Annotated in this window: 12 protein-coding genes; 9 read left to right on the plus strand and 3 right to left on the minus strand. The window is 48.9% G+C overall.

The features are described 5' to 3' along the window. Nucleotides 1-205: 205 nt before the first annotated feature. From OXN25_17955 to OXN25_17975, 5 genes are read left to right on the plus strand one after another with little or no spacing between them, the layout of a single operon-like run. Nucleotides 206-949: a LamG domain-containing protein gene (locus OXN25_17955; GenBank protein ID MDE0426739.1), complete on the plus strand. Its 744-nt coding sequence runs from the start codon at nt 206-208 to the stop codon at nt 947-949. 49 nt (nt 950-998) lie between these two features. Then, nucleotides 999-1,853, plus strand: a complete 855-nt coding sequence (locus OXN25_17960) for a phytanoyl-CoA dioxygenase family protein (GenBank protein ID MDE0426740.1) — start codon at nt 999-1,001, stop codon at nt 1,851-1,853. 48 nt (nt 1,854-1,901) lie between these two features. Then, on the plus strand, nt 1,902-2,546 hold the full coding sequence (locus OXN25_17965; protein ID MDE0426741.1) for a peroxiredoxin family protein: 645 nt from the start codon (nt 1,902-1,904) through the stop codon (nt 2,544-2,546). Between the two features lie 23 nt (nt 2,547-2,569). Then, the gene (locus OXN25_17970; GenBank protein ID MDE0426742.1) at nt 2,570-3,382 is read left to right on the plus strand and encodes a sugar phosphate isomerase/epimerase; all 813 of its coding nucleotides are present in this window, start codon (nt 2,570-2,572) and stop codon (nt 3,380-3,382) included. A gap of 26 nt (nt 3,383-3,408) precedes the next feature. Next, on the plus strand, nt 3,409-4,395 hold the full coding sequence (locus OXN25_17975) for a GDSL-type esterase/lipase family protein (GenBank protein ID MDE0426743.1): 987 nt from the start codon (nt 3,409-3,411) through the stop codon (nt 4,393-4,395). Nucleotides 4,396-4,596: 201 nt separating this feature from the next. Here the strand turns inward: OXN25_17975 and OXN25_17980 are convergent, their stop codons facing one another. Genes OXN25_17980 through OXN25_17990 form a run of 3 tightly spaced genes read right to left on the minus strand, consistent with a single transcriptional unit; the run spans nt 4,597 to nt 7,181 of the window. Next, nucleotides 4,597-5,316, minus strand: a complete 720-nt coding sequence (locus OXN25_17980) for a hypothetical protein (protein ID MDE0426744.1) — start codon at nt 5,314-5,316, stop codon at nt 4,597-4,599. 41 nt (nt 5,317-5,357) lie between these two features. Further along, a complete protein-coding gene (locus OXN25_17985) occupies nt 5,358-6,413 on the minus strand; it encodes a Gfo/Idh/MocA family oxidoreductase (GenBank protein MDE0426745.1) in 1,056 nt (351 codons plus the stop codon). Between the two features lie 36 nt (nt 6,414-6,449). Continuing rightward, a complete protein-coding gene (locus tag OXN25_17990; GenBank protein ID MDE0426746.1) occupies nt 6,450-7,181 on the minus strand; it encodes a LamG domain-containing protein in 732 nt (243 codons plus the stop codon). A gap of 404 nt (nt 7,182-7,585) precedes the next feature. Here OXN25_17990 and OXN25_17995 point away from each other — a divergent pair, with 404 nt between their 5' ends. The 4 genes from OXN25_17995 to OXN25_18010 all read left to right on the plus strand — a co-directional run bounded on the left by OXN25_17995 (nt 7,586) and on the right by OXN25_18010 (nt 14,552). Further along, nucleotides 7,586-9,472 (plus strand): YCF48-related protein, encoded by a 1,887-nt coding sequence (locus OXN25_17995; protein ID MDE0426747.1) that lies wholly within the window; start codon nt 7,586-7,588, stop codon nt 9,470-9,472. 163 nt (nt 9,473-9,635) lie between these two features. Next, nucleotides 9,636-11,039 (plus strand): TolC family protein, encoded by a 1,404-nt coding sequence (locus OXN25_18000; protein ID MDE0426748.1) that lies wholly within the window; start codon nt 9,636-9,638, stop codon nt 11,037-11,039. A gap of 92 nt (nt 11,040-11,131) precedes the next feature. Further along, on the plus strand, nt 11,132-12,739 hold the full coding sequence (locus tag OXN25_18005; GenBank protein ID MDE0426749.1) for an efflux RND transporter periplasmic adaptor subunit: 1,608 nt from the start codon (nt 11,132-11,134) through the stop codon (nt 12,737-12,739). Nucleotides 12,740-12,995: 256 nt separating this feature from the next. Further along, nucleotides 12,996-14,552, plus strand: a complete 1,557-nt coding sequence (locus OXN25_18010) for a hypothetical protein (GenBank protein MDE0426750.1) — start codon at nt 12,996-12,998, stop codon at nt 14,550-14,552. Nucleotides 14,553-14,694 lie beyond the last annotated feature (142 nt).

The raw sequence follows: 14,694 nt of genomic DNA on the forward strand, positions 1-14,694 counted from the left end.
TTGCCCATCTACATCCCCAAGCTAAAGCATGGGGTCTTGACGGGAAGATTGATAACAGACTTCAACAGGACAATCAAACCTAAACGTCAAAGATAGAAAAATATTCAACTTTACTGCTGACAGCCGCCCGCTGCCCACTGATAACTATTTGACGCATTTCTTGCTGTGTGCTAAACTTGTATATCATCAAGGGAGGAGAGGTATAATGAAACAGATATTTTGGATCGCTATTATTACCGGCTTGTGCATAGTAACTGTTCCTCTTTCTGCGGATCTGTTAGATGATGCCGTTGGCATCTGGCTCTTCGATGAAGGTAAAGGCGGTGTCACTGCGGATACGTCGGGCAACGGGAACGATGGGGCAATTACGGGCGCGAAATGGGCAGAGGGCAAATTCGGCGGTGCCTTGGAATTTGAACCGCCGCATGTTGTGACTGTTGAACCCTCTGATAGTCTCAATTTCAAAGATCAGATGACGATTGCAACGTGGGTCTATATGAACAAAGGGGTCTCCGATACCGCTATTAGACGCAACGGTTCTTACCTATTGGAGGTCCAATCACTAACTGAACGAGTGCCAGGCGGTTATGTTTTTGGTATCTGGTCGGGAGGCGGTTTTACCGGCGGGGTGTGGGGAACATCTGTTATTGAACCTGAACAGTGGTATCACATCGTTGGACTCTACGATGGAAACGAGATGAAACTCTATGTAGACGGCACGCTTGAATCTGCTGTTAAACAAGGCGGGGACGTAGATCAGGCGGGTGAACTACTTTTCGGTACTTTCGGTGGCGAGAAATTCCTCGGTAGACTGGACGAAGTTATCTTCTTTAACCGCGGCATTACAGACGCAGAAGTTACAGAACTGATGAAAGGTGTGGAGGCAGTTCTACCCGTTTCACCCAACGGTTTACTCACAACAACCTGGGGACAACTCAAGAACCGCTGAAGTTTGACGCATAGAGTACGCTCTCCACTTTCAAAGGGGTAACACAACCATGACGCAATGGCAACCAACCGCTTCACAAAAAGCACAGTACGAGACTGAAGGCTATTTTATCGAACGCAATGTTATCTCAGAAGACTTGGCAACACAACTCCGTGGTGTCATTCGCAACGTTCTTATGCTACCCAACGCTGGCGAGTTCGCCGATTACGATCCCATGGATCCGATGCAGGACTCACCAGAAGGACGTATCGCACGCTTTCGGAAACTCGCTAACTTTTGTGTCGAATCACCACTGATATGGCACAACATTCATACCGGGCCCACAGTACTCAACATCGCACGCTATTTTCTTGGCGATAACATCATTGTGAAGTTCAACAGCTGCTTTTTGAAACCGGCGCACACAGGTGCAGCAACGCCGTGGCACCAAGACAATGGACTCTGGCGCGATGGCGATACGGAGTCTTTCAATATCTGGATACCCCTTGAACCCGCAACTCGGGAAAATGGATGCATGCAGTTCATTCCGGGTAGCCACAAAACTGAGGTTGTTGAACACGTCTTATATGCCGATAGCATTCATGGCGAAATTCCGCGCAAAGTCGTTCCGGGAATGATTAAAAAACACGGCGTACATCATATTGCGTTGGATACTGGAGATGCCGTCATTTGGCACAGTAGTATGTGGCATTACAGCCCACCGAATCCGAGTGAGAAGAGCCGTATTGCGATTGCTGGTGTCCTGACAAATCCAGAGATCACCAAGAAAAACAAACGCCACTTTCCTAACGCCAAATGGGCGATGAAAAACGGTGAAATCTGCACACAATTTCCACCGGAACCCATTCCGAAGTGGATCGAAACTAACGCACCTTTTCAACCGTTTCCACCCGCTAAGGACTAATACGATGGCATCGAAGAAACCGAATATCGTCTGAAGGAGACGTGAAACATGAAATCCAAAGCGATAAGAACTCATCTCATAAATCCGAAACGATATATCCCGTTCCTGAGTACCGGCAATTCAGTTGGTTTCTTAGTCATAGTGGCGGTCATTTCCTTATGTCTCGCTTGCGACAACGCCGAACGGACGACACAAATTATAACCGCACCAGAGGAGGCAGCTGAGCAGCTTCCTCAGGGCGAAGGATTGGATATCGGTGCATTGGCACCTGATTTTTCGTTGCCAGATAGCAAAGGAAAGACCCACAATTTCTCGCAATATCGCGGACAGAATCTCGTCATTGTCTTCTACCGCACTGGCACCTGAGCCAATTGTCGTGCGCAGCTCGGTGAGTTGCAAGAAGGCTACGAAGACATCCAAGCCGAAGGCGCGGCACTCATAGCAATCAGTGCCGACCCACTAACGCTTGTTGACTCAACACGAAAGACTCTTAAAATCACGTATCCGCTGCTCGTGGATACAGACAAAGTGACAATTACCGCTTATAATGTTATTGATCCAAGCGACCCGGATATTGCGCGTGCAGCGACTTACATTGTTAATCAGGAGGGTCGGATCGCATCGAAATTTTTGGATGCTGTTGGAAATCGCACGGGTCCTGACCATATTCTCGCAGAACTAAACGAATTATAAATTGCAAAAGGAGCCTATTTGCTATGATTGATGTCTGCTTTTTTGCTGACGAAGTTTCTAAAACCGATTTTGAGGAAGCCATCAAGCTCGGCGTTGAAGCCGGTGCTAACACTGTTGAAGTCCGCGGCGGGGTTTGGGGTAAACATGTAACCGAAATCGACGATGACGATGTCCGCCGCGTTCAAGATGTACTCAGCACTTATAATGTCCGAGTTGCCAGTGTTGGGTCGCCTTTCGGGAAATGCGCCATCGACGATCCCGAAGAGTATGATCAACACCGAAAGCACTTCGACCGGATGGTGACATTAGCACACGCCTTTGATACCGAAGTCATCCGTGGGTTTACGTTCTGGAATCCGAACCGCCGCATTAAAGGGGCACCGCGTCCAGATATTAACGATTATATGGAGCGCATCGTCGAGAAACTCGCGCTTGTTGTTCCCGTAGCAGAGAGTGCTGACGTTACGCTCTGCTTTGAAAACGAAAGCGCGTGTCTCGCTGGAAGCTGCGAAGAGACACGGGCTGTCATCAACGCGCTCGGAAATAGCCGAGCCCTCACCTCTTGTTGGGACATTAACAACGGGTTACACTGCGGAGAAAATCCCTTGCCGGAAGGGTACGCCCATATCAAAGGATTGGTGCGGCATGTGCATGTAAAACCGAATACCGAGAAAAACCTTAATCCGATCGGCGACACGGAATTGACCTATGAGCAGATCCTGAAGACGTTAGCTGCTGACGGATTCACTGGTTCAGCAAGCATTGAACACTGGGGGCAACCCGAAGATATGTTGAAAGGTATACGGCAACTCCGCGCTGTCGTCGATGCAATGTAAGTACCCACAAATATAGGAGGAAAGCGATGCAACTGAAGCCAGATGCGCCACAATTGACTTGGCAGGGAAGCGTCTCCCTACAGAAAACTGAAGACTGGGTGATGCCATGGCGGACACCGCACCCGATGCACGTTCTATTCCCGGAACCGCTCCTTGAACGCTCAGCAATGCCCGCAGGGGTTCGTATCAGCTTCCAGAGCAATACCACACGGGTTTCGGGCAATATTATGCCACAAAATGAAAGTGGTATACTTGACCTCTGTTGTGACGGTGAAGTCGTAGCGTCGCTTGACCTAACACAGAAAGACAGCTTCAGCTTTGAAGGCTTGTCCAATGGGAAAAAACTGATTGAATTATGGCTGCCACAATTCGGACAGTTTCAACTCCGCAGCTTGGAGATAGATGATGGAGCAACCTTGCAGGCGTTTACTGATACGCGACCTCGGTGGATAACTTATGGCAGCTCCATCACGCAGTGTCGGACAGCAGCATCACCCACACAGACGTGGCCAGCGATTGTTGCACGTGAAAGTGGTTTGAATTTAACCTGTCTCGGTTACGGCGGGCAGTGCCATCTCGATGCAATGGTGGCGCGAATGATTCGTGATTTACCTGCTGATTATATCTCAATGTGTCTGGGTATCAACATTCAAGGTGCGTCCAGTTTGGGACCGCGGGCGTTCCGTCCTGCGATTATCGGTGCGGTTCAAATTGTCCGTGAGAAGCACCCAGATATACCACTCGTCCTGATGTCCCCTATCTGCTCGCCACCGCGGGAGGCAACACCGAACGCCGTAGGATTCCATCTGAAAGGGATGCGTGAAGAGGTACAAGCGGCTGCCGAAGCTCTCCAAGCACACGGGGATAAGCACATCTATTACGTTGATGGGTTAAGTGTATTCGGGGCGGACTACGTTCATCTGCTTCCAGATGACCTACATCCCGATGCGGAAGGCTACCGAGTTATGGGTAAGAATTTCGTAACCGAAGTTGCCAGCAAATTCTTCGCATAAATTCATTAGAGTTGGTGAGGTTAGGAAATCCTTAGATCCCGGACGTTAATAAGTGTAGGCGCGCTGTGTAAAGCGCGCCTTATAGTAGATATTAGAATTAATTGGACACTCTGCACCGGTGCGGTTACAAACCGCACCTACCGGGCCTGGGACGAAAGTGTATATTTATTTTTAGGATCTACCATAAAATATAGATGCCACTTATTGGGCTTTCAGTCTTGCCCATGTAGTCGCCATTTTCCCTTTTGCGGAAACCTCCAAAGCGACCTCCCACCCCTCTTCAGCCAAGAGTTGAATGTCCTCTTCTTCTAATGCCACACCCTTTTTAGTGACAAAAACTTCATCCAATCCGCCGATGAGGTTTTCGCTGCCCCAGCCACCGAACTTCAGAATAGCAGGGCTATCCATAGTCGCGCCGACGTTCCGTTCTGTCTCTTTTTCGCCATTCACATACAAGGAAATAACACCTTTTCTGCGAACAGCGACGGTATGATGCCAACCGTTTCCAACAATATCGGTTTTACCGTCGTCAATATGCTGTCCGCCACCCTCAAAAATAAAAAAGCCGGTGTCCCTATCAATGCTTGAACTCATTGCCCAGAAACCGGCACCACCGTTCCGTTTGATGACGACATACGCGTCTTTATTCTCCGAGTTCATCCAACACCCGACGGTAAAGTCGTCATCCTCAAAGTTGAAAAGGTCGTTATGTTCAATAACGACGTATTTCGGGCTTCCATCGAATTCCAAGGCTTTGCCGAACTGTCCATCTATCCACTTGGGCCCGTCAAACTCTCCATCGTTTCCATTATCGGTGAGGTCTTTAACGACCTGTCCTTTACCTTCATCAAAGAGCCACACACCAGCAAAATCGTCAAGATTAATTTCAGCGTTACCGAACGAGACAACTATAAGACTCATACAAATACTGCACAACATCAAATACTTGACAGATCTCATTTTTATCCCCCTATCTTTATGACCCCTCCTGTCTCTGCAGAGGCATAAATAGCGTCCGTTATTTTTTGAACGACAAGCGAATTCTCCAAATTTGTCAGAGGTTGCCGGTTTTCCCGGATAGCAGCAGCGAAATCAGACAACGGCGTGCTATGTAGTGATTCGGGTGCATCACCGGCTTCAGCGAGAGTTGTAGACTCCACACCCGCCTCTGTTGTTGTACGATTATAGATAACGTTTTCTGGCTCCTCATCACGCATGGTTAACTTCAGAGAACCTTCTGACCCGATCACTTCCCAATCTGCATGTGAGTGCATCGTCATGAATTCACCGCGTTCTACGCTCAGCACAATGTCGTCTTCACACCGAATAAGGGCAGTATAGTGCGTTTCGGCATCGGAACCGGGGGCAATATGCGATTGGAATACTGACGGCACCGTCCATGTCTGTGCGAATACGCTTTGTGGTTTGAGCTGCCACCCCGTAAGACCGAGCAGATAGTCGAGGTCGTAACATCCCCAATTAACCAAGATACCACCACCGTTGAGAGCCTTAGTAAGTCGCCAGGCAGGTCTCGGTGTGTCGGGTTTCTCTCGGCATCCCATAATGGCGCGACAGTGGACAGTCCGAAGTGCTCCCAAACCACCTGTTGTGATCAGCTGCGTTGCGAGTCGAGCCGCTGGATTGAAGCGACTCCGCGAAGAGCAACATCCTGAGACCAAGTCTCCGCGCGCAGCGATGAGTTGTTCAACCTCAGCAGCATTCATTGCAATCGGTTTCTCAATCAGAACGTGCTTGCCTTTCTCGAACGCCCGCAAGGCTACTTTAGTCCGATACTGCGTCGGAAATGCAAGAACAACCGCTTCAATTTCATCGTCATTAAGTAAATCATTACCGTCTTCATACACCTTGGACGGATTGAAGCGTTCAGCAGCTGCCCTATTCGCCTCAATCAAATCTGCCGCAGCGACCAACTCAATGTGTGATGCCTTAGATGCAATGCTCAGGTGTCTGCTTCCAATGACACCACACCCAATTACACCTACTTTTACGGGTTCCATCAATACATTCTCCTTTCTCAAACGATAGCGATCACCTTAAAACGCTGACTTGATTTGTCCCCAACGGGTTGCAAGTTTGCCTTGTGGTTGTACAGATAACAGATCCTTCGACTCAAAAATCTGCTTAACTTCATCTGCGGAGAGAGCTCTGTTGTAAATGAGTACCTCGTCAATGATGCCGACAAAACCGCCATCACCTGCATGACCGATTTCAGTTTCCGAACCACCTGTAGCCATCGGACCGTTATAAGTCATATCTTTCTCCAACTCACCGTCAACATAGAGAAACATCTCGTCATCCGCGACGACTCCGACCAGATGGTGCCAGGACCCTTTCGCGAATTTAGGCGCGCCAAAGCCGCCATCTCCTTGCCAACCGGGTTGAACAATAAATTCCATCTCTTGCCCAGCATTTCTACCATCAAACCGCAATGCCCATCCGTTTACATCACGTTGTGCAACAATAGTCCCGCAACACCCAGCAACGACGCCTTTCACAGGACTATCACTGTCCGGATTCACCCAAGCAACAACGCTCATCTCGTCCTCACCGGCAAACTCTAAAGAAGCAGTTCCCGGAATGTGAACAGAATTCTCACCGTTAAATTCAAGGGCATCCCCGATCTTACCAGCAACCGCCTTTGGATTCCCCTCAAGTTCGCCATCGTTGTCACCTAAAAGGTCCCCAACAGTCCCACCCGCGATTGTATCTGCATCAAACGACCAATAACTTACCACACCGTCCAAGAGATCCTGTGCGTAAGTCAACGGAACTGCTATAAAAAAAGAAGCAGTAAACAAAATTAGAAACGATATTCTCAGCAACATATTATTTTATCCTCTATGTTCAGATTTAGATATTTCTGTCTCCACAAACCGAATTGCCCAGATTCGCGAGACCTTTTTGGACCTCATCCACTTATTATTATGCCACACGTTTAGGGCTACCGTCAATCCAATTCTCAAACCCTACTTTTCAGTTGACACGAATTACGAAGTAGTGGTAGTATATAAGATAGAACAAAGCATATTAACTTCAGTTCACGGTTTTTTGGACAGGACAAAGCACTATCTAACACGAAGGGCGTTGCTTGCAAGCCCATCTCTAAGAAGTAAGGAGGTCGGCGTTCACTCCACACCTCAAGGCGTGGGTTTTAACGCTGTGAAACTTGATGAAATCGAGAAAACAGATATTATTTATTTTCGTAGCCCTGCTCTTACTGGGCACCGTGCAGTTCGCGCTTGCGGAAAAAGCATGGGTGAAAGTGAGCGAATCGGATTGGCAGGCGCATTTTTCAGACATCTTTTTTGTGGACGCACAACACGGATGGATTGTAGGCAGTAAATCGACAATCCTACACACCAACGACGGTGGCGCGACATGGAACAGGCAACCGAGTCAACCACTTCCATTCGACATTGTGCTAAAGAAAGTCCGCTTTATTGACACACAAACGGGTTGGGTTGCCGGAGACGATGGGACAGTCCTGAAAACCACGGATGGTGGGCAAACGTGGATGAAGAAGAATACAGGGACCCGCACGGCACTGTTAGCGGTCTCTTTCGCAGATGATAAACATGGATGGGCAAGCGGCGATGGTGGTCTCATCATCAGTACGAAGAATGGCGGCACAACATGGGCAAAACAGGAGATTGATACTAACAATACAATTGAAGGTATCGACTTTGTGAGTCCTACAATAGGTTGGGCGGCTGGTGGCGGTGGCACCCTGCTCCACACAAAAGACGGTGGGATGACATGGGAATTTCAGACGAGCGCGACCGTCAACACACTTGATGCAATTTCCATGCTCACCGATAAAGTCGGTTGGGCAGTCGGGGCGGGTGGTGCCGTTGTTGCAACAGTTGACGGTTCCAATTGGGTAGTCCAAGAGAGCAAAGTCCCGAATTCTAACGGTATGCCTGAACCTGTCTGGGATGTCCATTTTGCCGATGAAAAAGCCGGCATTGCCGCCGCCGAATTCGGTGTAATTCTTCGGACAATGGATGGTGGCACGACTTGGGCACCCCTTGAGCCGCGACCCGTCGCCTCTCGCCTACAAGGTGTCCACATGCTCAGTCCAACGGAGGCATGGATGGTCGGCAACGACGCAACCATCCTACACACAACCGATGGTGGAGACACCTGGAAGGTTATCTCCAGTTCCAGTCACTTGCGGAGTGCCTATTTCCACGACGACAAACTCGGTTGGGCAGTCGGCTTGTCAGGGAGTGTTTTGCACACCAACGATGGCGGCGAAACGTGGAATCCGCAAATTAGTGGGAACGTCTTTGAACTCTTCGGTGTTGGGTTTGTGGATGCGAACAGAGGGTACATTGTCGGGAGCAACGCAGCACTGGCGGAAACACTTGACGGTGGAAAAACGTGGCACGGGGTTAGTGATCCGGGTGATGAGGGTCACGGCACTGCTAAGCGAATCATATTTGAAGGCATGATGAGTTGGCGCAGCGCAATGGGATCCTACGGACTCAGCTTTGGCACGGCAACACACGCATGGGCTGTCGGAGAAACCGGAAGACTTATGCATACCACCGATGCTGGACAAACATGGATCGGACAAGACATGGACCCAATGATGACAGGCACAGGATTTAATAACCTCTATGGTGTCCATTTCGTCAATGATAAAGTCGGTTGGCTTGTCGGGGATGCCGGAACTATCGCACATACCGTGGATAGTGGACAAACGTGGAGTTCCATCTTGCAAGGACCGAAATTGAACGATGTCTATGCTATTAACGAACAGACGGCTTGGATCGCTGGCGATCAGGGCGCTATTATGGCAACAACGGACGGTGGCGCAACATGGATCGACCAGACAGTCCCGACGCAAGCAAACCTCAACGCTATTCTGTTCCTCAATGCGAACGAAGGTTGGGCAGCCGGAGAAGGTGGTACAATCCTCCATACAACCGATGGCGGTGTCACTTGGTTGATGCAAGAATCACCGACGAAAAGTGAGTTGTGGGACCTCGTTCAGACACCAAGCGGTCAAATCTGGGCAATTGGCGATGCTACAACAATTATCCACTATTAGAAACTGTTCATATCACACAAGGATGAAGCAAAGTTTGCAAATTTGAAGTGTTCTAAAGTTTGCAAGTTATGTTTGGTTTCGTGCAATTTTAGAACACTTCCCAACTTTAGTTAGACTTTGGAACTTTGGTTCGCCTTTACTCAACTTGGAGGACACAAACATAATGCATCCACTCCGGTTCTGCCAGTCTGTCTGTGCTGGTGGAGCCTTGCTACTACTGCTACTAAACCTCCCTGCTATAGCACAAGCACCCAAAGCTCTGACATTAGAAGAGAGTATTGAAATTGCTAAACAGAGCAATTTGACGCTTCAGACGGCTGAGGAAAACCTGAAAGCCGCTGAGGCACAAGCGCGTGCTGCTTTGGGAGGACTCTTACCGCGAGTCACAGCGAACGGTAATTACACCTATTTTAAAGATGTCCAAAAATCAGTAATTCGAGCCGAGGGTGGCTTCGGATTTCCAATGCCCGGTGGTGGAATGAACGAAATGCCAACCCCCAGTGCGGATAACGAAGCCGATTTGATTGAACTGGAGTTTGGGGCACACCACAACGTCCAAGGTGCCGTCAATTTAACACAACCGATCTTTGCTTGGGGACGTTATTATTACGGGTATCAAGCAGCGAAACTTAACTATGAAGCAACACAGCGTGATGTTGATGCTGCTTACAATCAACTCCGTTTAGACGTATCCGAAGCCTTCTATGGTGCCTTGGTTGCACAGGAGTTCGTGCGGGTAGCACAACAGAGTGTTTCGCTTGTTGAAGAGCAGCTTGCTATCGCGGAAGCGTCGCTTGAAGCGGGTGCAGCGACCAACTTTGACGTCCTCCGTGCGAAGGTTCAACTCGCTAACGCCCAATCAACGCTCATTCGCGCCGAAAACGGGGTACGTAACGCCAAAAACGCCTACAAAACAGTGCTGAACATCCCACTTGCTGAGGATGTAACCGTCAACGGCACGCTTGCCATACCGGAAGACCATCAAACGCTGGCACCCAATCTCGATGAATTAATCCAACAAGCACTGGCAAATCGCCCCGAGGTGCACCGGACGCAACTGAGTGAACAAGCCGCACGTAAACAGATTGACATCGCCAAAACGCGGCGACTTCCCGATCTGGGTCTGTTCTCAAACTACCAAATCTCCCAGAATGAAAGGCTGACGGAAATGAACCGGATTTGGAGCGTCGGTTTTCAAATTAATATCCCGATCTTTGACGGTTTTGCGACGAGTGCTGCGGTGCAGCAGACTGAATCTGTTCTCAAACAGGTTGAGTTAGGTGGCACCCAACTCAAGACAGGCGTTGAGTTTGAAGTTCGCGCTGCGTATCTGAACCTTCTTGGTGCCCAAACACTTATAGAAGTTCAGCGTGAAGCGGTTGCGCAGGCGCAAGAAAGCGTCCGTATTGCGAATCTGCAGTTTCAAAATGGCATTATCACGACTGTTGCGCTGACGGACACACAACTCGCCCTTGCGCAAGCAGAAGTCAATCGTCTTCAGGCACACCACGATTACGTTGTCGGTTTGGCGAGACTGGAAAAATCTGTAGGACAAACGTTAGAATAAAAAATAGAAACCGAAATACAAGAGACCCCTAAGAAAAATATTCATGCCTCTAAAGCACTCCAGCGAGTGCCATGTCTATAGGAGAAAAAAAATTGAAGAAAGTCCTGCTCGTTATCGGCATATTATTAGTGATTGCAGTGATTTTAGCCGTGCCAAGGTTCACGCAACGTCAAAACCCAGTCCCTCAACAAGCCGAAGCGATTGTGCTCAAACCTGTAGAAGTTACTAAATCGAAACGCGGTGAGATTCGTTTAGAATACCAACTGTCCGGGACAATTCAAGCAGCATCGCAAGTCAGTGTGTATCCGAAGATTGCCGGACGGCTGATCACCTTAAACGTAGATGAGGGGGATAGAGTAGAAAAAGACGTGCCGCTTGGCACTGTTGAGTACGAGGAGTTACAACTTGCGGTGCAACAAGCCGAAGCGATCCTCGAATCTGCGGAAACCGCCTACTCTCAGGCGAAGCAGCTTGCCGAAGTCCGCGTGCATACACAAATTGCGCAAGCCAAGGCACAGTTTGAGGCTGCAGAAATCGCCCTCCAACAGGTAATAGATCTCTCTGAAATCCGAACCGTCACACAAATAGAGCAAGCAGAGGCTGCATTAGACTCGCTTGTAGCGAACTTGCAGAAGATTAAAAGGGGTGCCCGCGCAGAAGACCGCAGACAAGCAGTAGCAGGTCTGAACCAAGCCGATGCGAACCTCGCCAACGCTCAAAGCAACCACGAACGAATGACTCAGCTCTTTGAAAATGGGGCGATTAGTCAGCAATCCCTTGAAAGTGCGAAGACGCAGTTGGACATCGCTATGGCACAACATAAGATTGCCACAGAGCAGCTCCAACTCATTGATAATGGTGCTCGTATTGAGGACATCCAAGCGATGGAGGCACAAGTCCAACAAGCCGAAGCTTCTTTACGCTTGGCACAGACACAAGCCAAAACAAAAACGTGGGAAAAAGACATTGAACTTGCCCGCTCGCAACTCGAAACGGCACAGGCAGGACTAATCGCTGCCAACGCCTTAGAGGATGCAAAAAGTTGGGAAGCAGAAATTACATCGGCAAAAACAGCACGCACACAAACACAAGTTGCTCTCAAACTCGCTGAGAAACGCCTGAAAGATGCGACGATTTACGCGCCGATTTCCGGGGTTATCGCCAAACGCCACTTGGATTTAGGAGGAATGGCACTCCCTGCAGCCCCGCTTTTTGAGATCGTCAATATTGATACAGTGATAGCCAATGTTGATGTCATTGAAACCCAACTCAGCGCATTGACACTCAATCAGCAGGCAACCATAGAAATCGACGGCATAGACACACCGATGTCAGGCAGCATTACTTTCATTAGTCCGACACTACAAGCTGCGCGACGAACGGCAAGTGTTGAGGTGCGCATCGATAATCCTGAAGGCAGACTCAAACCCGGTATGTTTGCGAAAGTCAAGGTGCCAATCAAAGTGCACACGGATGCGCTGCTGATCCCGCGTGTTTCCCTGATTGAGAATGCGAATACCAAAACCCAGAACATCTTCGTCATTGAAGAGAATGTCAGTCGCCGTCGTGCGGTGGAGATAGGACTTTTGCAAGGCGGTGTGGTTGAAGTTCTGAGTGGTCTCATGGAAGGCGAAGCCGTCGTTACAGCGGGTCAGCATTCTCTGAAAGATGGTGAAGAGGTTAGGGTCGTCAATCCTTAGATGTCCGTTTTTTTAAGAGTAGCCTGGCGCGGACTCTGGAAACTGAATGACGCTGCGTGGAAAAAGACTTGATAAATTAACCCAATTGGCATAACATGATATAGTAATTGCTTCTGCTTCCAAGGATATTTGGAACCTGTTTAAAGCGATAGCAAGAAAATTGGAATCAAATTCATTCGACCGGATTTTTTGTTCCGCACTTGAGAAAGGCGTCGCCAGTAATACGATCACAAAGACATCCTAACTGGAGAGACAGATGAAAGTTGCACAACTCCATGGCCCCAAAGTGAAACCCTTTCAGGTCTCTGAGTTGGAATATCTCTTACAGGACGACTCTCCTGATCTTTTCTTTTCCTTCGGTTTACAAAAAAGCGGACAGTTGATTGTGACCTGCGCACCAGCAAGGCTCGACATTATGGGGGGTATCGCTGATTACTGCGGTGCTAATGTCTTTGAGATGACACTTAACCGAACCGCAATTGCTGCATGCCAAGCCAGAGAAGATAGAAACCTCTGCGCCGTTACACTCAGCACGGAGAGTCAATTGACCCCTAACTTTCATGTCTCACTCGATAACTTCTACAGTAATAGGACTCTTAAGACATACCCAGAAGTTCGAGAACTTTTTAACAAAATACCCAGGACTGCTTGGGCAGGATACATACTCGGCGCATTTCATGTGCTCCTTAAGGAAGGAAAGATCCATCAGTTCCCACATGGTGCCACAATTGTGATTAACAGCAGTATTCCAATGGGCGGTGGGGTTGCCTCCTCTGCAGCCATTGAGGTGGCGACCTTGATGGCACTGAATCAACTCTACAATTTAGAGTTGGGCATGATGGAAATAGCAAGGCTTGCACAAACTGTTGAAAATCAGATCGTTGGTGCCCCGTGTGGTATTATGGACCAGGTAGCTTCTGTTGCAGGTAGGTCAACAAAAATTCTCTCAATTCTTTGTCAACCGGACACGTTGCAAGATGGGCTTGCAAGCGATGCCCTAAATCTGGAATTCGTCTCATGCCCATCAAGTGTGAGTTTTATTGGTATCTACACGAAAGTCCGCAGAAGCACAACGAGTACCGCCTACGTAGACACGCGCATCGGGACTTTTATGGGCTTGGCTATCCTCAAAGCAGCTTTCGCATCGGACACCGATACATCAGACATGTCCAGTTCTGGCGACAGTGATGCGGTTGAAAAAATATCAGAGAGATTAGCAGATAACTACCTCTGCAACCTCTCTGTGGAGGAATTCCATGAGCAGTGCGAACACCTACTACCGGAAGAGATGCACGGTGAAGAATTTCTCGAAAAGTACGGTGAAACCGTGGATACCGCCACGCAAGTTGTACCCGAAAAGTTGTATGTTGTAAAAGACCGAGTGGAACATGCCATCTATGAAAACGCACGTGTTAAGCAATTCATAGCGGCTCTAAAAAATGTGGATAAAGATCCAACACACACGCCAGACTACCTCGGAGAAGCGGGGAACCTCATGTACGAATCCAACGCCAGCTACCGCGACTTGGCTGGACTCGGTTCACCCGAAGTCGATGGACTTGTGAATATCGCTCGGAAAATCGGGAAACAAGGCGGCATCTACGGTGCTAAAATTACCGGTGGCGGTGGGGGTGGCACTGTTGCTTTGCTCTGCCACGGGAACGTGGAAAGTTCACTAACGCAAATTCTCGCGGCTTATAAACTCGCTTGGGGAATTGACGCGGAACTTATCAGAGGTGACGCAGCAGGTGCGTTTGAATTTGGACACATCTTGTGGGAATTGAAAGAACTTGAACCGCCCACACATTTTTAACGATTACTCTTGGACGATGCCGCCGTTGTCGGCATCCGAGGAATGCCAAACGGGGAAGCCCACACGGGCTTCATACCGTTGATTTGCATTCATACCGTTGATTTTCTAAAATTGGTAAAAAACCTGTTATGGGTTATGAATG

The sequence above is a fragment of the Candidatus Poribacteria bacterium genome (assembly GCA_028820845.1).
Taxonomy (GTDB): Bacteria; Poribacteria; WGA-4E; order WGA-4E; family WGA-3G; genus WGA-3G.